Consider the following 20,082-nt stretch of genomic DNA (forward strand, 5'->3'; position numbering starts at 1 on the left):
CGGAGTTAGCATCCGCCTCATGACGACTGCAGACACCAACGAAAACTCCCCCCTCGACGTGGACATCGACGCCCTCACCGGCGGCACCGCCGACCTCGCCCAGTACGCCGGCCAGGCGGTCCTCATCGTGAACGTGGCGTCCAAGTGCGGCCTGACCCCCCAGTACAACGGCCTGGAGAAGCTCCAGGAGCGCTACGCGGAGCGCGGCTTCACCGTGCTCGGGGTGCCCTGCAACCAGTTCATGGGCCAGGAGCCCGGCACCGCCGACGAGATCGCGGAGTTCTGCTCGGCGACCTACGGCGTGACCTTCCCGATGACCGAGAAGGTCGAGGTGAACGGCGAGGGCCGGCACGCACTGTACGAGCGCCTCGTGGGCTTCGCCGACGCCGAGGGCCACACCGGCGACATCCGCTGGAACTTCGAGAAGTTCCTGATCGGCCGCGACGGCACCGTCGTCGCCCGCTTCTCGCCGCAGACCGAGCCGGAGGCCGCCGAGCTGGTGGCGGCCGTCGAGGGCCAGCTGGCCTGAGCGGCCGTTGACCTTGCCCCTGGGGCAGGGTCGAGCCTCCTTGTCACCGGGCGGATCAGCCGCCCGGTGACGGAGGATGAGGCCGTGGACGACGAACTGCTCACCATCGGCGCGTTCGCCGCGCGGGCCCGGCTCTCGGCCAAGGCCCTGCGGCTCTACGACCGACTGGGGCTGCTGCCGCCCGCGCAGGTCGACGAGGCGAGCGGTTACCGCTACTACCGCGCCGAGCAGGTCGAGCGGGCCCGTCTGGTGGCGCTGCTGCGCCAGCTGGACATGCCGCTCGCCCGGATCGCGGAGGTCGTGGAGGCCCCGGACGGGGCTTCGGCAGCCGACCGGCTCGCCGCGTACTGGGCGGACGTGGAGACCCGGGTGGCAGGACAGCGGACCCTCGCCGAGTACCTCCGTGGACGGCTGTCGGGGAGGAGCTCCGAGATGTACGGCAAGTTCGTGATCGAGACGGTGGACGTGCCCGAGCAGGTGGTGATCAGCGAGGCCCGGCATGTGCTGGCGGGCGAGCTGCCGGCCTGGATCGGGGCGTCGCTGGGCCGGCTGGAGGCGGCGGCGCGCGAGTGCGGCGGTGTCACGGCCCCGCCCTTCGTGGTCTACCACGCCGAGGTGTCGACGGAGAGCGACGGCCCGGCCGAGTCGTGCGTGCCGGTCGCCGATGAGGCGGCGGCGCGGGCCTGGGCCGAGCAGCACGGCCGGAGCTGGGAGACGAAGGTGAGCGTGCGGCCCGCCCAGCGGCTGGCCTACACCCGGATCACCAAGGCCCAGGTGGCGCATCCGCAGATCCTCGCCGCGTTCGAGGCGGTGGAGGAGTGGATCGAGGGTGAGGGCCTGGAACAGGCGGGCCCGTGCCGTGAGGTCTACTTCGCGGACTGGGACGCGGCGGGGGCACAGGATCCGGTGTGCGACGTGGCGTTCCCGGTGAAGTGATCCCGGGGCCGGCGAAGGCCGGCCCACCGGGGCACAGCCGAGCCCTCTCGGCAAGGACGGCGAGCTGGTCGAGAGGGCTCTTGTGATGCTTGTGCAGTTGTCGGTCGTCGGTCGGTGGAAGGCGCGGGTTCAGACAGCCCCGCCCCTTACGCCTTGACCGACGCCACGAAGGTGTTCCACGCGGTCGCGGGGAAACCCAGGACGGGGCCCTCGGGCACCTTGGAGTCCCGTACGGCCATGGCCGCTACGACCGGTGACTTGACCTCGACGCACGCGCCGTTGCCTGTCGAGTACGAGGACTTGGTCCACGTGTCCGTGGCACCCTGACGAATTGCCATGTTCGCTCCGAATTACCAGATGTTGAGTTGCTGTCACCGTCCTGCGCGTCCGGACCGGATCCCGCAGGACGATTCACGCCAACCTTGTTGCTCGGTGGCGTGATCGACGCTACTCGCCAACATCCGCTGACGAAGCGACTATTCACTCGGGTGGGTGGCATATTCCATTGGAGTCTTCCATCCCGGCCGGGGGACGGTGTACCGTGCGGCTCTTCTCCGGTCGGGACGGGCGTTTCAGCGCGCGTACTCCTTGGCGATGTCCGCGATGAACTGCCGTGACTGGTCCACGTTCAGGGCCTGCGCCCGCAGGTGCTCGTACATCACGCTGTACTTCTGGACGTCGTTCGCCTTCTCCAGGTACAGGTCGCTGGTGACGCCCTCGATGTAGACGACGCTGGAGTCGGCCGCGTCCGGGAACTCCAGGATCGCGTACTGCCCGTTGAGGCCCGGGTGCGCTCCCATGTCGAAGGGGATGACCTGCACGGTGACGTGCGGCAGCTGGCTCTGCTCGACGAGCTGCTCCAACTGGTCCCGCATCAGTGACCGGTTGCCGACGACACGGCGCAGGGCGGCCTCGTCCAGGACGGTCCACAGCCGCAGCGGGTTCTCCTCGGTGGAGATTCGTTCCTGTCGGCGCATGCGCACCTGGACCCGCTTCTCGATCTCCGCCTGCGCCGTCTCCGGCAGCGCCCCGGCGATCAGTGCCTCGGCGTACTGCTTGGTCTGCAAGAGCCCCGGGACGACCTGCGGGTCGTACACGCGCAGGCTCGCGGCGTCCGTCTCCAGGCCGATGTAGACGCTGTAGGGGATGTCTCCGAAGGAGTGCCACCACCCTTGCTGGCGCGAATCCTTGGCCATCTGCATCAGCGAGTCCACGATCCGGTGGTCCTCCACCTCGTAGACCCCGCACAGGTCGCGGACGTCGCGCTGGCTGATACTGCGCCGTCCGTTCTCCAGCCGGCTGATCTTCGACTGCGACACCAGCAGCCGCTCGGCGACTTCCTCGGCCGTCATGCCCTTGAGCTCGCGGAGCCGGCGCAGCTCCTGGCCCAGCCGGCGTCGCCTGACGGTGGGATTGACATTGGACGCCACGGGACGTGCACCTCCGGCTGCCTGCCTGTAATTACCACTTTGTGTATCTGCTGTTGAGCAGACTGCCACCAAGGTGCTTACTACCGCTGGGAAACGGTGGATATGCGCTGGATACACGCCAGTTCGCCAGGATCCCCGCACATGCGGCCGCGCGGGGCGACGGGACCGTGGTACGCCATCCGGAGGTACGGATGTGCGGACGTACGGTCCCGTCGCCCCGCGCGGACCAGCGGCTCCCGAACCGGTCTTGGGGACTGCGGTGCGGCGCTGCACTTCGCGTGCGTGGTGTGCGGGTCGTGCCTGTGGTGCGGGTGGAACAGGTGGTGCGCGTGCTGGATCAGGCGGTGCGTGCGCCGGATCCGGTGATGCGGGTCGTGGGACTGCGGCTCAGTGGGCCACGACACGCGCCATGGATCCGCGGCGCGGCTGCACCGGAACGCCACGAGCGGGTTCCGCCGCGGCCCTGCCTCCGGGTGCGGCCTGCCGGCCGGCCGGGGCAGCCGGGTTGCGACGCGGCTGTGCCGCCGCGCCGTTCTGGACGTCCATCACCGCGTGCGCGACGAGACCGCCCATCGGGTCGTGCCTGATCAGGTCCCGCAGCCGGGACCGTGAGGACCTGCCCTCATTGCCCGGATACAGGTGCTTGCCGAGGCCGACCGCGTGCGCCAGGGCGGCGAGCGCCGCGGTCCGCGGGTCCGGCGGTACGCCGGTGCGGATCGCGGAATCCAGCCGGGCCCTGATCTCCCGGCTGATGTCGTTGTCCGTCGCTTGATAGCGAGTCGTCGGCAGCACTCCGCACATCTGGCCCGGCACGGCGGCGACCATGCCGCACCTCTCCAGATGCGAGAGATAGGTCTGGCGCAGCCCCAGCCGGGGCCCGCCGATCCAGTGGACGGCACGCACGGGAGCGCCACGCCTTCGCAGCAACTCCAACGCACAGTCCAGTGTTGGATCTCCAGTCGGCCGCGGTGCCACCACGGCGATACGATCCCCGTCTGGGGCTATCCGTCCGGCCAGCGCCAGCTCCACTAGCTGTGCTCCGGCCAGACCGAGGTCGAGCGACTGCGGCTGTGCGGTGGTACCCGTGGTCGGGTCCAGCGCCAGCAGCAGAAGCTCCTCCGGAATTGTTCTGCGGCTCCTGCCCATCCATGCCTCCCCGCGTGGATGAAAGACAGGGTGACCCCTCTCACATTGGTCTGTCGAGGGTGCGTGACCTGTTTGTAAGGGAACCGGTAGGTATGTCGTTCTCGTCTACCGCGTCAGTGGGGGGTCGCGCACAGGACACTGGTACATGGTTCGGGCAGCGGCACGGGGGTCGCTACGGTCACAGTGTCCGGGCGACGGCTCACGGTTCGGCAGACGCACGGAGGGCGTGCGGCGGCACATGGAGGAGGCATCGGTGGCGGGCGAGTCCCCCGACAGGTCGAAGCAGCGCGAGTCGTCGGCAGAACCGACGTCGGGGAGCGCGATTCCGGTTCCCGAATCCAGGCCCGAACCGGAGGGCCGCGCGGAGAAGCGCGACCCGCGCCTCGCGGTGGCCCGGGAGTCCGCGTCCACGCGGAAGCCGGCGTCCCGCGGCGGCGTGGACACGGCGACGCGGGTGCTGTCCCGCCGCGAACTGGAGGCGGTACGGGCCGAGCTGGAGTCCGAGGGCGCGGAGAAGTCCGATGGCGCCGAGGACTCCGAGAACCCGGCGGCTGACGACGCGACGGCGAAGGGCGGCGACGCCGCGGACGCCGAGCGCGCGAAGACAGAGGCCCCGGACACCGGGAACGCCTCGGACGGCGAGCAGGCGAACGCCGGGGACACCGGGGCCGCCTCGGACGGCGAGCAGGCGAACGCCGGGGACACCGGGGCCGCCTCGGACGGCGAGCAGGCGAACGCCGGGGACACCGGGGCCGCCTCGGACGGCGAGCAGGCGAACGCCGAGGGCACCGGGAACGCCTCGGACGGCGAGCAGGCGAACGCCGGGGACACCGGGGCCGCCTCGGACGGCGAACCGGCGAACGCCGGGGACACCGGGGCCGCCGACGCAGACGGCCGGCAGGCGGACACCGGGGACGCCGAACACGCGGACGCCGGGGGCGGGGACGCCGAGGGCGCGAAGGCGGATGCCTCCGGCGACGAGGGCACGGATGCCGACGCCGAGCGCGCCGGCACGGCGGAGCCCGAGGACGCCGTACCGGCGGAGGCCGGCGGTGTCGCCGGGTCCGGGTCGGGCGACGACCGGCTGAAGGCTGCCGTCGCGGCCTGGGTGGCCACCTCGGACGGCGACGCCAAGGACGCGACGTCGGACGCGAGCGACACCGCCGAGGGTGCCGGCAGCGATGTCGAGACGGACGCCGCCGCGGCTTCCGACGCCGACGACGCCACCACGACCGCCGAGGACGGCCCGGCCGAGGCCGCTGAGGCGTCCGAGGCTCCTGAGGCCGCTGAGGCGCCCGAAGGGGCCGCCAAGGACGCTCCTGCCGCCTCCGAGGGCTCCCCCGAGGACGCCGCCCCGGTGGACCCCCGCAAGGCCTCCGCCGCGAGCGCCGCCGCCGAAGCCCCCGAGGACGCCGTCCCCGGCAAGGACGCCGAGGCCGACTCAAAGGCCGACGCGGACAAGGACCAAGACGCGAAGGGCGACGGCGGCACCCCCAAGGTCGTCGATCAGCCGACCGCCGTCTTCGCCGTACGGCCCTCCAAGCCCTCCGTCGATCAGCCGACCACCATGCTGAAGGCGCCCAAGCCCGACGCCCCCAAGCCCGAGGCGCCGAAGCCCGAGGCGCCCGCCGAGCGGACCAGCAAGTTCGTCGCGCTCAAGCCGGACATCCGGCCGGAGGCCCCGAAGCCGCCGGTCGCCCCGGACGCGCCGAAGCCGCCCGTCGCCCCGGACGTCACCACCGCCGTCCCGCAGGTCGGTCCCGAGCGGACCACCCAGCAGCCGCTGCCGCCGAAGCCGCCGCTCGATCTGCTGGCCGAGCTGACGAACACCCCGCCGCCGCCGGACACCGCGGTACGGACCGCCATCCGGCGGGTGAAGATCTGGACGCCGCTGGTCATCCTGCTCGCGATCGTGTTCGCGGTCGTCCAGTCGGTGCGCCCGCTCCCGGCGCCCACCCTGGAGCTGACCGCGAAGGACAGCTTCACCTTCGACGGCAGCAAGATCGACATCCCGTGGCCCGCCGACGGCCAGGCCGCGCTGGACGTCGACGGCATCGGCACCTTCGGCTCCTCCGGCGACCAGAAGCCCGTGCCGATCGCCAGTGTCGCCAAGGTCATGACCGCGTACCTCGTCCTGCGCGACCGCCCCCTCAAGAGCGGCGACGAAGGCCCGAACATCAAGATCGACCAGCTCGCCGAGGACCAGTCGAACGCGGGCCAGGAGTCGACCGTCAACGTCACCGCCGGCGACGAGATCACCCAGCGCGAGGCGCTGGAGAGCATCCTGATCGCATCCGCGAACAACGTGGCCCGACTGCTGGCCCGTTGGGACGCCGGTTCGGAGAAGTCGTTCGTGGCGAAGATGAACGCCGCCGCCGAGGACCTCGGCATGACGAACACGACGTACACCGACCCCTCCGGTCTGAACGACACCACCGTCAGCACGGCCGTGGACCAGGTGAAGCTGGCGAAGGCGGCGATGAAGTTCCCCGCCTTCCGTGAGGTCGCCGCGATGATGTCGTACGACGACTACAAGGGCACGAACCACTCCAACTGGAACCAGCTGGTCGGCAAGAACGACGTCGTCGGCATCAAGACCGGCACCACCACCTCCGCCCTCGGCAACCTCGTGTTCGCCGCGAAGAAGGAGGTCGGCGGCGAGACCCGCACCATCGTCGGCGCCGTCGTCCGCCAGCCCGCCGGCGGTCCGGAGAACACCATCCTGAGCGCCGCGCTGGACGGTGGCGACAAGCTCATCCGTGCCGCGCAGGGCGCCCTGGAGTCGGCGACGATCCTGAAGAAGGGTGATGTCGTCGGGTACGTCGACGACGGTCTCGGCGGTCGCACCGCGGTCGTCGCCACCAAGGACGTCAAGGCGGTCGGCTGGTCGGGCCTGAAGGTGAAGCTGACCTTCGCGCCCGACGAGGTGCCGCACACCGCGAAGGCCGGCACCCAGGTGGGCACGCTCACCGTGGGCGACGGCAGCAGCGGCGCCGTCAAGATCCCGGTCGCTCTCCAGACGGAGCTGACCGAGCCGGGCTTCACGGACAAGCTGACCCGTATCGCCTGACCTTCGGGCATCCGAAGGGACCCTCGCGCAGCCCGCCGACGGCGCTCGTCGGCGGGCTGCGTGCTAGCGTCACGAAACGGGCAGGTCGTCGCTCGCAAGACGCGCCCGGAGAACCTTCAGGGTCCGGGCCGACAACACGCGGGAAACGGGACGCGGCCGGAACAGAAGACGGGACAGCACGGGGAGTGCCTCAGACGTGGCCACTGCGGAGCCGACACGCGCCGACGACGCCGATCCGGAACGGGGAGCCGGTCCGCGAATACGCGTACCCGCGCCACGCACGGGAGAGGGCCACAGCCGTACGGAGGAGAGACCTCCGTCGCGGCTGAGCGCCGCCGTCGCCGCCCTGCGTGAGCGTCTGCTGCGTCGCCCGGTGCTGTCGATCACGGCGCTGGCCGGGCTCCTCCACATCATCTGGTTCTTCACGTTCGCGAACAGCGGCGGCGATCTCGCGGCCCAGGACGCCTGGGCCGAGTTCGTCGGCCGGCACCCGGACTCGGCCTACAACCTGGCCTGGTACGGCGGTATGCACCCGGTGTCCTACAGCGTGGTGTCGCCGTATCTGATGTCGGTGCTCGGCGTCCGTACGACGATGATGATCGCGGGGACCATCACGGCGGGCCTGCTGACGCTGGTGCTGCTGCGCAGCCGGTCGGTGCGCAATCCGCTGTGGGCCGCGTTCGCCGGGGTCTTCGGGCTGATCGCCAACGCGATCTCCGGGCGGGTGACCTTCGGTCTCGGCACGATGTTCGCGCTCGGCGCGGTCGCGGTCGTGTTCTGCTGGCCGTACCGCTGGCGCTACAAACGCTGGGCGAAGGCGCTGTGCGCGGCCCCGCTGGCGGCGCTCGCCACCATGGCGTCGCCGGTCGCGGGGCTGTTCGTCGGCTTCGTGGCGGTGGCGCTGTTCCTGCAGAAGCGGCGGCCGGGCGCCTGGGCGCTGGGCATCGCGCCGACGGCGGTGGTCGCGGTGTCGGCCTGGCTGTTCCCCTTCTCCGGCACCCAGCCGATGGTGATCGGGTCGGTGCTGCTGCCGCTGCTGTGCGCCGTGGTGACCTTCGTGATCGTGCCCGAGGACTGGAAGACGGTCCGGCTGGTGTCGGCGGTCTACGGCCTCTCGGTCGTGCTCGTCTGGGTCGTCAGCTCGCAGATCGGCTCCAACATCACGCGTCTGGCGATGCTGTTCGCCGGTACGGCGCTGGTGGCCGCGCTGCCGTACACGGTGCCCCGCTCGCGCAAGTGGTACACGGGCGTACTGGCCCTGCTCACCTTCGTGGGCTGGATCGGCTACAAGACGGTCGACGACATCATCCACGCCGCCCCGGCCGCGTCCTGGGCGCGCGAGCTGGCGCCGCTGGTCAACGAGCTCCAGGAGGTCGGCGCCGAGAAGGGCCGCGTCGAGGTGGTCCCGGCCCGCTCCCACCGGGAGGCCTCCGCCCTCGCGCCGTACGTCAACCTGGCCCGCGGCTGGAACCGCCAGGCCGACATGGAGCGCAACCCGCTCTTCTACGACGACACCCTCAACTCCGCGAACTACCGCGAGTGGCTCCAGCGCTGGGCGGTGCACTTCGTGGTGCTGCCCAAGGACGAGCCGGACGCCTCGGGCGCGGAGCGCGAGCGGGAGCTGGTGCAGCGCGGGATGCCGTATCTGAAGCAGGTGTGGGGCGACGCCAACTGGCAGCTGTTCCAGGTGACCGCCCCGGCGCCGCTCGCCGAGCCGAACGCCGTGGTCGAGCGGGCCGAGCAGGGCGAGATGACGATGCGGGTGAGCAAGCCCGGCCGCGTCCTGATCCGCATCCCCTACTCGCCGTGGCTGAGCATCGTCGACGCCGACGGCAAGAAGCTCGACCCGCCGAAGGAGACCGAGGAGTCCCAGGACCGCCCTGACGGCGAGCCGAAGTCGTACGACAACGTCAACGGCTGTCTGACGGAGACGGAGGAGGACGCCCTCGGCGACCGGTGGACGACCCTGGTCGCCCCGAAGGCGGGCACCTACCGGCTGGCCGCGCCCTACACGGTGCCGCGCGGCACGCCCTGCCCGGAGGAGCTGCGCTGATCCGGCCGGCCGGGAGGTCTCCGGTCAGCGCAACCGGTCCACGTACCGGTCCGTGCCCGGCACCGTAGGGACGAACGGCGCCACCAGTTCCACCCGCCCGAGGCCCGCCTCCTCCACCGCCGTGTCCAGGCCCGTGAAGGTGGGCTCCCAGCACTGCCTCGGGTCCGCCTCCAGGAACCACAGCAGGGTCAGCCGGGTGTCGACGCCCTCGACCTGCTTGACGTACGACATGCGGTCGAGGGGCAGTGGCGTGGGCCGGAAGATCGTCACCAGTGCGGCCGGGGAGCCCGCGAGGCGCTTGGGGAGGTGGCGGGCGCGCAGCCACTGAAGCAGTTCGGTGCGCTGCTCGGGCGAGGCGGCGTCGACGACCTGCACGACCAGGCCCGCGTAGGGGTGGTCCAGGGCGTGGAAGTCGCGGGGGCCGGCCGCGCCGTCGCGGTACACCGTCGCCTCGTGGTCCTGGAACGCCGTGAAGACGTGGGTGCGGTCCTGATAGACACGGGCGTCGCGGCCCAGGCGCTTGTTGATGCCGACGGTCCAGCGCATGTGGTCGGCGTAGCGGCCGGCGGTGATCCAGTACGTGGAGATGTAGCAGCCGGCGGTGACGGGCTGCGCTATCGCCGACTTCTCCGGGTAGCGCAGCAGCTGGAGGTCCCTGGTGGCCACCCAGCGGCGGCCCGCGTACATCCAGGGCATGGCCATCGCGCCGGCGTAGTAGTGGTCGTCCTCGTACCAGCGGTTGTAGGCGTACTCGTGGCCCGGGTGCGGTTCGACCATGGTGATCAGGGCGTGGCCGGGGCGGACTCCGTACGGGCCGACGGCGGCCAGTTCGGCGTACACCTCGCTGCGGGTGTCCTCGCTCATGCCGTTCCCTTCCTTCCGGTGGCTTCCGTCCTCCCTCGGACGCCCATACTCTGACGCTCCGTCAGATAATCCGCCAGAGTCAGGGAGGTCTCGATGTCACTGCTCACCGGCAAGACCGTCGTCGTCTCGGGAGTGGGAGCCGGACTGGGCCACCAGGTCGCGGCGGCCGTCGTACGGGACGGCGGGAACGCCGTGCTCGGGGCGCGCACGGAGGCGAACCTGGCGAAGAGCGCCGCCGAGATCGATCCCGACGGGGCGCACACGGCGTACCGGGCGACCGACATCACCGACGAGGGGCAGTGCGAGGCGCTGGCCGCGCTGGCCCGGAAGCGGTTCGGCGGGATCGCCGGCGTGGTCCATGTCGCCGCCTGGGACTCCTACTTCGGCGGTCTCCAGGACGCCGACTTCGCCACCTGGCAGTCGGTGATCGACGTCAATCTCCTGGGCTCGCTGCGGATGACCCGCGCCTGCCTGCCGGCACTGAAGGAGCGCGGCGGCTCGGTGGTGTTCATCGGCACCCAGTCCTCGGTGGCCGCCCCGTCCCAGGTGCGCCAGGCCGCCTACGCCGCCTCCAAGGGCGCGCTCACCAGCGCCATGTACTCCCTCGCCCGGGAGCTGGGCCCGCACCGCATCCGGGTCAACACCGTGCTGCCGGGCTGGATGTGGGGGCCGCCGGTGCAGGCGTACGTCCAGTTCACCGCGCACACCGATCAGGTGCCGGAGGAGGACGTGCTGAAGCGGCTGACCGAGCGGATGGCGCTGCCGGACCTGGCCACGGACGGCGACGTCGCCAACGCGGCGGTCTTCCTCGCGTCGGATCTGGCGCGGGCGATCACCGGGCAGTCGCTGCTGGTGAATGCGGGGGAGTTGATGCGCTGAGGTACGGTTTCGACCGTTCGTAGCTGTTCATGTTCGTGAACGTAGGTCACCAAGCCGAACGATTTTACTGTCTGTTGACCTTACGTGCGCTTGTCGTGCCCTCGCCACCGCACCCACCATGGGCGAGCCGTTCACAGGACGGAACCCGGGGAAGGGGTCCCATGAACAGTCTCGACTGGGCCGTGCTCATCGGCTACTTCGGCGTGATGGTCGCGATAGGCGTCTGGTCGCACAAGCGAGTGGACAACGTCAGCGACTTCTTCACCGCCGGCGGAAAAATGCCCTGGTGGCTGTCCGGCATCTCGCACCACATGTCGGGCTACAGCGCGGTGATGTTCACCGGGTACGCGGGCATCGCCTATACCTACGGCGTCACGTCCTTCGTCACCTGGTCCTTCCCCATCGCGCTCGGCATCGCGATCGGTTCGAAGCTGTTCGCGCCGCGCATCAACCGGCTGCGCTCACGGCTCCATGTGGCCTCCCCGCTGGAGTACCTGAAGAACCGCTACGACCTGAAGACCCAGCAGGCGCTGGCCTGGTCCGGCATGCTGCTGAAGATCGTGGACGTGGGCGCCAAGTGGGCCGCCATCGCCACCCTGCTGTCGGTGTTCACGGGGGTGTCACTGAACCAGGGCATCCTCATCACCGGCTGCATCACGGCCATCTACTGCACCATCGGCGGCCTCTGGGCGGACGCGCTGACCGAACTCGGCCAGTTCGTCATCCAGTTGCTGGCCGGCGTCGCGATGTTCATCGCGGTCATCATGGAGCTGAACGACAAGGGCATCGGCTTCCTCGACGCCTGGGACCGGCCGGAGCTCCAGGGCCACGGCGAGCCGCTGGTCGGACCGTACGGCACCGTCTTCCTGCTCGCGTTCCTGTTCATCAAGCTCTTCGAGTACAACGGCGGCATGCTCAACCAGGCCCAGCGGTACATGGCCACGGCCACCCCGCGGGAGGCCGAGCGCTCCGCGCGGCTGTCGGCGGTGCTGTGGCTGGTCTGGCCCGTGGTGCTGTTCTTCCCGATGTGGATGTCGCCGCTGCTGGTCGAGTCGCAGAAGCCGGACGGCTCGGACTCGTACGGCCTGATGACCGAACAGCTGCTGCCGCACGGTCTGCTGGGCCTCGTCATCGTCGGCTTCTTCTCGCACACGATGGCCATGTGCTCCTCCGACGCCAACGCGATCGCGGCCGTGTTCACCCGGGACGTGGCGCCGGTGCTGTCGAAGCAGGCGCGGGCGTGGGGCGAGCGGTCCGGGCTGATCGCGGCCCGGGTGACCACGGTCGTCTTCCTGGGCCTTTCGATGGCGGTGGCGACCCAGGTCAACTCCCCCACCTTCAAGGACATCATCACCGTCGTGATCAAGTGGGTCGCCGGCCTCATGGGCCCGATCGCCATCCCGATGATGCTGGGCCTGCTGCGACCGTTCCGCCGCTCCGGCCCCACCGCCGCGCTCACCAGCTGGTCGATGGGTCTGCTCGCCTTCTGGCTGGTCAACTACCCGATCAGCTGGCAGATCGAGGGCGGCGTGCCGCTCCAGTACCAGGTCTCCATCCCGCTGGCGGTCTCGCTGGTCCTGTACATCCTCATCGGCTTCCTCAAGCCGGAGGACACCCCGGAGCGCCTCGCCGTCGTCGAACGCATCAACACGGACGACGACGGAACGGCGGCGGCCGCGGTGCCGGCGCCGGCGGGCGGCGTGGAGGACACGGTGGGGACACAGGCGAAGGACTGAGTTCGCCGACCGAGTCACCGGGCCGGGCCCGGATGTGCCGCGCGCGGGGGTGCTGGACTCCCTGCGCGCGGCTCGCCCGTTCCAGGGGCCGGCGTCCGCCGCGGCGATGGTGGCGGGTCGGCGCCTTGCGCTGTTGGATATGGGTGTGTCGAAGGACGATGACCACGCGAGAACCAGCATGCGACTGACCGTCTGGGGCTGTATCGCCGGGCTGGCCGTGATCCTGGCCATTCCGGTGTACATGCTGGTGGCCTTCGTCCTGTACGGGATGCCGACCCCTTAGAGCAGCCGGTCGCCCCACGGCCCAGGCTCTAGGCCCGCGGGTACCTGGCCAGCCAGCCCGGGGAGGAGCCGGCCGGGCCGTGCAGGGCCGGGCCCTGGGTCATCTCCATGGCGAAGTCGTCGGCCAGTTCGAGCATCGTGGGGCGGCCCTCCAGCTCGGCCAGCCAGGCCGGGGGCAGGGCCGTCTCGCCGTGCAGGGCGCCCAGCAGGCCGCCGGTGAGGGCGGCAGCGGCGGCGGAGGGGCCGTCGTGGTTCACGGCGAGGCGGAGTCCGTGGCGGACGTCCTCGCCGACCAGGGCGCAGTACACGGCCGCCGCGAGCAGCCCGTCCGCCGAGCCGTCGGCGGCGAGCTCCTCCACCCGCGCGGGGGTGGGCATGCCCTGCCGTACGGCGCCGAGCGCGTGCTGCAGGGCGTCCGACACGGGCTCGTGACCGGGCCGCAGGGCGAGCAGCGCAAGAGCCCGCTGCACGGCACCGTCGAGGCTCTCCCCGCAGGCCAGGCCGTGCACGATCACGGCGTACGCGCCCGCCGACAGGTAGGCGATCGGGTGGCCGTGGGTCTGGGTGGCGCACTCCACGGCGAGCTGGACGACGAGCTGCGGCTCCCAGCCGACGAGCAGTCCGAAGGGCGCGGAACGGGCGACGGCCTCGGGCCCGAGCTCGGTGGAGTTCTTGGGTGCTTCCAGCGTGCCCATGGTCTCGTCGCCGAGGCCGATCAGCAGGGCACGGGTGGGGTCGCGGCGGGCGTAGAGCCACTCCTCGCGGGCCAGCCATCCGTCGTCCTTGCGGCGCTCGTCGGGGCCCCAGTCCCGCTGCGTGGCCGCCCAGCGCAGATACGCCCGGTGCACGTCGGTGGGCGGATGCCAGGCGCCGGTGTCCCGTCTGACCTGGGCTCTTATCAGCCCGTCGACGGAGAACAGGGTGAGCTGCGTGAGGTGGCTCACGGCACCGCGCCGCCCGTACCCGAACGCCAGGTCGACGACGCCCTCGGCGCCGTACTGCTCCTGGATCTCCTCCAGCCCGAGCCCGTCGACGGGCGCGCCGAGGGCGTCCCCGACGGCCACGCCGAGCAGTGTGCCGCGGACCCGGCTGCGGAAGTCCTGCTGCTCGGTTCGGCCCCAGACAGCGCCGGCGGTCGCACTCATCCAGACCTCCCCGTGACAGCGTTCCGTCCGTACGACAGTTCGCCACTGTAATCGACCGGGGACGGTCGGTTCAGGGGGCGGATCGGTATGCGGAATGTGACCGAAATGGACCCGGCCAGTCAGTTTCACCCATGGCGCGCCCGAAACAAGTCGCGCTCGCCGGCCACCCGGGACAGGCGGGGGCCCAGCAGGGCGTACTCGACACCAGGGAAGCGCGCCAGAAGCACCAGCCCGTCCAGGAGGTTGGTCAGATCCTCCCAGTCGGGGTACAGCGAAATGCCCTCGGCGTACAACTGATCGCCCACGGTCCACCTGCCGCGTCCCCAGCTGACCAGAGCCAACTCCAAGTTCCGGTACGCGGCCGTGCCTGCCTGAGGGCCTCTGCGCCGGGCTTCATCCCACAAGGGCTCCGCGTCACTTGCGCCGTCCTGCAGCCCCACGGCCATGGCCATCGTGTGTGCCCCGTACCGGATGTCGGTCACATACAGCCACTCGGCCTCGCGCCGGGCGCGCCGCCACCTGCCGGCCAGTGCCTCGGCGAACCACAGCTGTCTTGCGGCCTCAACGGCGTCGTACTGCCGCAGCATCACCCGATGGGCGTCCAGAACCTGCAACGCCTCGTCGTAACGGCCGGCCAGTGTCAGCACGTCCACGATCCTGCTGTGGGCGTAGGCGTTGCCCGCCTCCGCCGCGACGCACCGGTCGAGGCTCACGCGCGCCGAGGAAAGATCGCCCACCGCTATGTGAACCTCTGCCCGATCGTTGTGCAGGCTCGCTCGGTCCGGCTCGACGGAAAGAGCCTCCTCGACGTCCTGGAGCGCCTCGCGGAACCTCCAGCGCTTCCGGTGGGCCCTACTTCTCCTGGTCAGGACATCCGCATGGTCATGGCCGAGTTCCACGGCCCGGTCGAACTCGGCGTAGGCCTCGGTGTCCCTCCCCAGATCCATCAGCACAGAGCCGCGTAGAGCCCGGAGACGGCCGTTGTCGGCATCGCGTTCCAGAGCCAGGTCGTAGTCGGCGAGGGACTCCGCGTTCTGATCCTCCTCCCAGTGCGCGATGCCACGTACCGAAAGCGCCCAGACGCCCCCGTCGGCCTCGACCGCCCGGTCCAGGTCGGCCCATCGGCCCCGCTCATCTCCCGTGCCTTGACTCAACTGGGCGCGCTGCACCAGCGCCCACGCGTAGTCGGGGTCGATTTCGACAGCACGATCGAAGGCCGTACGCGCCTCTTCGACCCGGTGCAGAGCGGCGAGCGCGTAGCCACGCCCCGCGTGCGCGGAAGCATGCTCGGGCTCGAGGGCGCAGGCCCGCCCGAGTTCCTCGACGGCATCCTCGTACCGCCCGACCAACCGGTAGGCGTCCCCACGCTCCGAGGCGATCCAGGCGCTGTCGGCGGAGATCTCCACCGCCCGGTCCAGATCGGCGAACGACTCGTCGAGCCTGGCCAGGCTCCGGTACACCTCGGCTCGGTGCACCAGCGCCCACAGGTACTTGTCGTTGATCTCCAGCGACCGGCCGAAGCCGGCGAGCGCTTCGTCGTCGTCGCCCAGGACGTGCTTGCTGTACGCGCGGCAGGCCCAGGCCACGGCGTCCACCTGGTCGAGGAGCAGCATGTGGTCGAAGACCGCCAAAGCATCCTCGTGGCGTTCCAGCTCTTGCAGGACATCCCCGCGTTCGAACAGGATCGCCCGGTCGTCGGGGCGCAGCTGATCGGCACGGTCAAGCGCGGCGAGAGCGGCTGTCTGATCGCCGAGTATCGACAGCGTGACGCCGCGTTCATAGTGTGCCGTCGCAGAGTCCGAATCGAGGGCGACGGCACGATGGCACTCGGCCAGCGCACGCTCGTACTCACGGGACCGGCGCAGCAGTTGGGCTCGAATGCAGTGTGCCTCGGCCCGTCTCGGCATGCTGAGTCCCCCGCCTTCCAGCAGGACTCCGAGCGCCGCCAGAACGCCGTTGGCCTCCTCCGTGAGTGCCGAAAGCAACTCTCGCCCCCAGGCCGCCGTCTCCTCGGTTTCGGTCTGCTCCCCGGCGTCGCACAAGGCCTGCGCGCAGACCCGCACCGCCGCCGCGTCGGCGCGGCAGGCATCGACGATGTCTCCGAGTACGTCCGGCACGGCTGCCCGGGGCCGGGCGCACAGGTCGTGGTAGGCCTCCTCCGCCCGCAGTTCACGCCAGACCTCGTCGGCCCACAACTCGTCCGGGCCCCGGCCGTCCGCGATCTCCGCCCGCCACTGGCCGTAGGTCTGCGCGAGGTGCTCGTGGCGTGCCGACCATCGATGGGGCGACCTTGTCCGCTGGAGCCTGAGCATCATCTTGCGGACCACATCGTGGTAGAGCACCCGCCCTGCCCGGTCGCTCGCGAAGGGAAGGCCGCGCAACCACGTGTACGACGCCACCGCTTCCGCGTCCACCACCGCGCGGAAGACATCCTCGTCCAGGCGGCGCGGGAACGCGCAGGCGAGAGCCGCCTTTCGCAGCCCCGGGTCCTGCTCCCACCACAGGAACCGCTCGACCGCGGTGGCAGCGGGATCGGACACCGTTCCCGGGTCGTTGTGCGCATGCTCCGCCAGGGTCTTGACCAGCACCGGCAGGCAGTCGGACAGCTCCAGTACGTCCCGTACGACCTGTTCCTCCACCACGCCTTTGGACGCCAGCAGTTGACGTACCTCGGATTCGGTGAAGGGGTCGAGGGCGTACTCCGTCATGTAACCCGTGAAGTCCCTCCAACAGGACGGATCCGGACCGTGCTGTCCTGCCAGGGCGAAGACCGCGTTCCCCGGGGGACTGCCGTAACGGCCGCTCACGATCACGTCCGCGAGCCAGGCATCCAGGAACGGTGCCGTCCGTTCGTAGGTGTCGAAGAACAACACGATCCAGGGCTTGGCACCCGCGAGCCGGTTGAGCTCCGTCACGAACACGGGCGACAACACCTTGACCGGCTCCAGCACGAGTTGCACGTCGTCGTGATCACGGAGACGAGGGCTGATCGCCGCTCTCAACCGGTCCGCCTGGTGGGCCACCTGGGCCGGGTCGACGGCTCCCGCGAACGCCCCCACCCCGGGCACCATGCCGAGACCGATCAGCCCCGCCTGAGCCACGGCCATGCTGCCCGCCGACGGAGATGCGGCGCCCGCACCGGGTTCCGCCGCGACTGAGGCGAGTTCCGCCTCGTGGCGCCGCTGACGGTAGGTGGACAGCATTTTGTCCAGGGCCTTCAGCTCAAAGCCCTGGGCGGCGAACTGGGCACTGATCGCCGCCATGGCCTCCGGCACGCTGTTCACGGTCTCGTCCAACGTGGCTGTGATCGCCTGACGTTGGGTCGCGACCTGCCTCAACTCCTGCAGCAGCGAGGACTTCCCGACACCCGCCATGCCGTGAATGTGGAAGACGAAACTGTGCCGCTCGTCGTCCAACGGGACGTCGAAATTGGTCCGGAAGCGATCGATCTCGGCCCTTCGGCCGATGAAGCCCCCGCGTTTACGCCGCTCGATCAGCTCCTGCATCGACGGCCGTGTCGATCCCATCCGCCCACCCCCGTAAGCCGGCCCACCGGGAAGTCTTGCAGAGGTCCGGGCACCAGGACAGCCGCCTCAGCTGACTCAATGCCTACCCGGTTGAAGCGGTCAGCCGGAAAGATGACCACCATGTCATCCACACCCCCACGCCCCGCCCTCCACCTCGCCGCCACCCTTCTCACCGCGGCGGTCGCCCTCTACATCGCTCTCGTGGCCTTCGGGAACATCACCGACTTCGGGACGAACCAGCAGTTCGTGCGGCACGTCCTGGCGATGGACACCACGTTCAAGGACGACGACCTGATGTGGAGAGCCGTCACCAGCAAGGGACTTCAGGACACGGCGTACGTCGCGATCATCGTCTGGGAGACCCTCGCCGCCCTCGTCCTCATATACGGCACCTGGCTCTGGTTCCGCCGCGACGACCACCGCGCCCGCCGCTTCTCCACGTACGGCCTGCTCATGATGATGCTCCTGTTCGGCGCCGGGTTCATCGCGATCGGCGGCGAGTGGTTCGCCATGTGGCAGTCCGGGGACTGGAACGGGCTGGACGCGGCGACGCGGGTGTTCCTGCTCAGCGGTGTCGTGCTGATCGTCAACCACCTGCCGTTCGGGCCGGCGCAACGGGCCGACGTCTGACGGGGATCAGTGGCGCAGGGCCCATTTCTGGACCGATTCCAGGGGCCCTGCCGAGAACCGCCGCAGCCACAGCGTGGAGCCCGCCATGAGGACCGCGCAGACCGTGGCCCACAGCGCCACGACCCACCAGGGGCCCGTGCCGTCGAGCCGTTCCGCGAGGCCCAGCCCGATGCCGTAGGAGATGAGCACGCACAGCGCGTTCTGCAGGACGTAACCGGACAGCGCCGTCCGGCCCACGGAGGTCAGGCCCGTCATCAGCGGGCCCGGCCTCCGTACCCGGTCCACCACGGCACCGACCAGGCCGATGTAGCCGAGGGCCAGCAGCGGGGCCGTGCCGTACCTGGCGAGCAGGAAAAGGTCCGGGCCGGCCAGCGCCGCCGCCGCGTTGAGGGGCAGCCCGAGGCCGATCCCCCAGGCCAGGAGGCGGGAACGCAGCCGGCGTCCGGTCTCGTCCGCGCCGAACGCGCCCGCCCGGAACAGCCGTACGCCCAGCAGGAACAGGAAGACCAGGAGGAAGAAGGTCAGGACCGGTTCCATGCGCAGGGCGAGCGCGTTCTCCAGACGGAAGGCGATCTGGGCCGGGTAGCTTCCGTGTGCGTACAGGTCGACGACGTCTTCGGGTACCCCGTCGTCGGTGCCGTCGCCCGTCGACGCCAGAGCCGCCGTCAGCAGGCCCATCACGGCCAGGTGGATCCCGGCCGCCCACCACATCACCCGCCGCTGCGCCCGTTCCGAGCGGGTCAGCAGCCAGGCGACGAGCAGTGCGGTGACCGCGTACCCCATCAGTACGTCCCAGGCGAAGACCAGCACGAAGTGCACCGTGCCCTCGGCGAACAGGAACAGCGCCCGCCACCGGTAGCGGCCCGGCCACGGCTGTCCGCGCCGCTTCGCCGAGTCGTACTGGATGGCCAGGCCGACCCCGAACAGGATCGTCAGCAGCGACAGGAACTTGCCGTTCGCGAGCACGCCGAAGGTTGTCTCGACGGGCCCCGTGGCCATCCCGGACTCCAGGGCTCCCCACTCCGCGCCCGGACCTGTGAAGATCCACACGTTGGTCATGAGGGTGCCCAGGATGGCCACGCCGCGCAGTACGTCGAGGAGTGGAAGCCGGCGTCCGGCGGGCGTGGCCTGCGGTGTCTGCGGGACTCGCGCGTCCGTGTGCGTCATGCCCTCATCGTCTCGGCGGCCTCGCGCCGGATCGTCATGAGTGAAGGGGAACCTGCCGTACATCGAAGGATGCAGCGGACGGTCACTTCACCACGACCACCGACGTACCCGCCTCGCCGAACTTCCACAGCGCCGCGCCGTCGCCCGCGCGCATCCGGATGCCGCCGGTCTGCTTGTCCCCGGCGGGCGGGGGCGAGGAGCCGTCGACGGCGTTGGAGAAGGCGATGGAGATGCCGGACTTCGCGGCGAAGTAGATGATGTTCTCGATCTGCACGCCGTCCGAGCCGGTGGTGGCCATGCTGCGGGACGACACCGCGTAGGTGCCGGGGTCCGGGCTCACCGTGCCCGGCCAGACGGCGAAGGTACGGCGGGACGCGTCGCTCGCGTCGACCAGCCAGACCCGCTTCTTCCCGAGGGAGTAGACGACCCGGCGTCCCGTGCCGGAGCTGTCCGGCACGACCGCCGGTGCGGGGGACTTCGTCGGTGCGGGGCTCGCGCCCGCCGCCGCCGACGCGCTCGGGCGGGCCTTCGCGGCCGTGGGGTGCGGCCCCTTCTCTGCCTGCACGGCGAGGGCGGTGACGGCGGCTATCGCTCCCACCGTCAGACCGGTCACCCAGACCTTGGGAGCAGGCACGGCACGCATCTCCTCAGCTAAGGCACCCCTCCAGCGGGGGTCGGATCATCGTAC

Annotated in this window: 16 protein-coding genes; 8 read left to right on the forward strand and 8 right to left on the reverse strand. The window is 70.4% G+C overall.

Annotated elements, in window-relative coordinates:
* Positions 1 to 19 precede the first annotated feature (19 nt).
* Together PGH47_RS18630 and PGH47_RS18635 are read left to right on the forward strand one after the other, a co-directional pair.
* Positions 20 to 529, forward strand: coding sequence for a glutathione peroxidase (locus PGH47_RS18630; RefSeq protein WP_107905932.1), 510 nt, complete (start codon positions 20 to 22; stop codon positions 527 to 529).
* Between the two features lie 66 nt (positions 530 to 595).
* Complete coding sequence (locus PGH47_RS18635; RefSeq protein ID WP_271664373.1) at positions 596 to 1,465, forward strand: MerR family transcriptional regulator; 870 nt, start codon at positions 596 to 598, stop codon at positions 1,463 to 1,465.
* A 146-nt stretch (positions 1,466 to 1,611) separates the two neighbouring features.
* On the opposite strand, the gene PGH47_RS18640 is transcribed toward PGH47_RS18635, so the two are convergent.
* From PGH47_RS18640 to PGH47_RS18650, 3 genes are all read right to left on the reverse strand, one after another.
* A complete protein-coding gene (locus PGH47_RS18640; RefSeq protein ID WP_126898414.1) occupies positions 1,612 to 1,803 on the reverse strand; it encodes a DUF397 domain-containing protein in 192 nt (63 codons plus the stop codon).
* Positions 1,804 to 2,037: 234 nt separating this feature from the next.
* Positions 2,038 to 2,895, reverse strand: a complete 858-nt coding sequence (locus tag PGH47_RS18645; RefSeq protein ID WP_030967808.1) for a helix-turn-helix domain-containing protein — start codon at positions 2,893 to 2,895, stop codon at positions 2,038 to 2,040.
* Positions 2,896 to 3,282: 387 nt separating this feature from the next.
* Entirely contained in the window at positions 3,283 to 4,041 is a 759-nt protein-coding gene (locus tag PGH47_RS18650) for a GOLPH3/VPS74 family protein (RefSeq protein WP_093866454.1), read from the reverse strand.
* Positions 4,042 to 4,294: 253 nt separating this feature from the next.
* On the opposite strand from PGH47_RS18650, the gene PGH47_RS18655 reads away from it, so the two are divergent.
* On the forward strand, positions 4,295 to 7,111 hold the full coding sequence (locus PGH47_RS18655; RefSeq protein ID WP_271664374.1) for a D-alanyl-D-alanine carboxypeptidase: 2,817 nt from the start codon (positions 4,295 to 4,297) through the stop codon (positions 7,109 to 7,111).
* A 196-nt stretch (positions 7,112 to 7,307) separates the two neighbouring features.
* The gene (locus tag PGH47_RS18660; protein ID WP_271664375.1) at positions 7,308 to 9,164 is read left to right on the forward strand and encodes an MFS transporter; all 1,857 of its coding nucleotides are present in this window, start codon (positions 7,308 to 7,310) and stop codon (positions 9,162 to 9,164) included.
* A gap of 24 nt (positions 9,165 to 9,188) precedes the next feature.
* On the opposite strand, the gene PGH47_RS18665 is transcribed toward PGH47_RS18660, so the two are convergent.
* Complete coding sequence (locus tag PGH47_RS18665; protein WP_271664376.1) at positions 9,189 to 10,028, reverse strand: hypothetical protein; 840 nt, start codon at positions 10,026 to 10,028, stop codon at positions 9,189 to 9,191.
* A 93-nt stretch (positions 10,029 to 10,121) separates the two neighbouring features.
* Here PGH47_RS18665 and PGH47_RS18670 point away from each other — a divergent pair, with 93 nt between their 5' ends.
* From PGH47_RS18670 to PGH47_RS18680, 3 genes are all read left to right on the forward strand, one after another.
* Positions 10,122 to 10,907 (forward strand): SDR family oxidoreductase, encoded by a 786-nt coding sequence (locus tag PGH47_RS18670; RefSeq protein ID WP_271664377.1) that lies wholly within the window; start codon positions 10,122 to 10,124, stop codon positions 10,905 to 10,907.
* A gap of 161 nt (positions 10,908 to 11,068) precedes the next feature.
* Positions 11,069 to 12,643, forward strand: a complete 1,575-nt coding sequence (locus tag PGH47_RS18675) for a sodium:solute symporter family protein (RefSeq protein WP_271664378.1) — start codon at positions 11,069 to 11,071, stop codon at positions 12,641 to 12,643.
* A 49-nt stretch (positions 12,644 to 12,692) separates the two neighbouring features.
* Positions 12,693 to 12,926, forward strand: coding sequence for a hypothetical protein (locus PGH47_RS18680; RefSeq protein ID WP_271664379.1), 234 nt, complete (start codon positions 12,693 to 12,695; stop codon positions 12,924 to 12,926).
* Between the two features lie 28 nt (positions 12,927 to 12,954).
* On the opposite strand, the gene PGH47_RS18685 is transcribed toward PGH47_RS18680, so the two are convergent.
* Positions 12,955 to 14,070: an ADP-ribosylglycohydrolase family protein gene (locus PGH47_RS18685; RefSeq protein WP_271664380.1), complete on the reverse strand. Its 1,116-nt coding sequence runs from the start codon at positions 14,068 to 14,070 to the stop codon at positions 12,955 to 12,957.
* A 125-nt stretch (positions 14,071 to 14,195) separates the two neighbouring features.
* A complete protein-coding gene (locus PGH47_RS18690; RefSeq protein WP_271664381.1) occupies positions 14,196 to 17,597 on the reverse strand; it encodes an ATP-binding protein in 3,402 nt (1,133 codons plus the stop codon).
* Between the two features lie 120 nt (positions 17,598 to 17,717).
* Between PGH47_RS18690 and PGH47_RS18695 the strand changes: the two genes are divergently transcribed.
* A complete protein-coding gene (locus PGH47_RS18695; RefSeq protein WP_271664382.1) occupies positions 17,718 to 18,227 on the forward strand; it encodes a DUF2165 domain-containing protein in 510 nt (169 codons plus the stop codon).
* 6 nt (positions 18,228 to 18,233) lie between these two features.
* Here PGH47_RS18695 and PGH47_RS18700 read toward each other — a convergent pair whose 3' ends face one another.
* Positions 18,234 to 19,394 carry a DUF418 domain-containing protein gene (locus PGH47_RS18700; protein ID WP_271664383.1) on the reverse strand — a complete coding sequence of 387 codons (1,161 nt, stop codon included), beginning with the start codon at positions 19,392 to 19,394 and terminating at the stop codon, positions 18,234 to 18,236.
* 82 nt (positions 19,395 to 19,476) lie between these two features.
* Positions 19,477 to 20,037, reverse strand: coding sequence for a hypothetical protein (locus PGH47_RS18705; protein ID WP_269641143.1), 561 nt, complete (start codon positions 20,035 to 20,037; stop codon positions 19,477 to 19,479).
* Between the last annotated feature and the right edge of the window lie 45 nt (positions 20,038 to 20,082).

Origin of the sequence: Streptomyces sp. HUAS 31 (genome assembly GCF_028198125.1) — a bacterium.
Taxonomy (GTDB): Bacteria; Actinomycetota; Actinomycetes; order Streptomycetales; family Streptomycetaceae; genus Streptomyces; species Streptomyces chartreusis.

What these genes read in the sequence shown, in the direction of transcription:
- PGH47_RS18630 (WP_107905932.1), top strand. Translation starts at nt 20, where the DNA reads ATGACGACTGCAGACACCAACGAAAACTCCCCCCTCGACGTGGACATC.
- PGH47_RS18640 (WP_126898414.1), bottom strand. Translation starts at nt 1,803, where the DNA reads ATGGCAATTCGTCAGGGTGCCACGGACACGTGGACCAAGTCCTCGTAC.
- PGH47_RS18650 (WP_093866454.1), bottom strand. Translation starts at nt 4,041, where the DNA reads ATGGGCAGGAGCCGCAGAACAATTCCGGAGGAGCTTCTGCTGCTGGCG.
- PGH47_RS18665 (WP_271664376.1), bottom strand. Translation starts at nt 10,028, where the DNA reads ATGAGCGAGGACACCCGCAGCGAGGTGTACGCCGAACTGGCCGCCGTC.
- PGH47_RS18670 (WP_271664377.1), top strand. Translation starts at nt 10,122, where the DNA reads ATGTCACTGCTCACCGGCAAGACCGTCGTCGTCTCGGGAGTGGGAGCC.
- PGH47_RS18675 (WP_271664378.1), top strand. Translation starts at nt 11,069, where the DNA reads ATGAACAGTCTCGACTGGGCCGTGCTCATCGGCTACTTCGGCGTGATG.
- PGH47_RS18685 (WP_271664380.1), bottom strand. Translation starts at nt 14,070, where the DNA reads ATGAGTGCGACCGCCGGCGCTGTCTGGGGCCGAACCGAGCAGCAGGAC.
- PGH47_RS18690 (WP_271664381.1), bottom strand. Translation starts at nt 17,597, where the DNA reads ATGGGATCGACACGGCCGTCGATGCAGGAGCTGATCGAGCGGCGTAAA.
- PGH47_RS18695 (WP_271664382.1), top strand. Translation starts at nt 17,718, where the DNA reads ATGTCATCCACACCCCCACGCCCCGCCCTCCACCTCGCCGCCACCCTT.
- PGH47_RS18700 (WP_271664383.1), bottom strand. Translation starts at nt 19,394, where the DNA reads ATGACGCACACGGACGCGCGAGTCCCGCAGACACCGCAGGCCACGCCC.
- PGH47_RS18705 (WP_269641143.1), bottom strand. Translation starts at nt 20,037, where the DNA reads ATGCGTGCCGTGCCTGCTCCCAAGGTCTGGGTGACCGGTCTGACGGTG.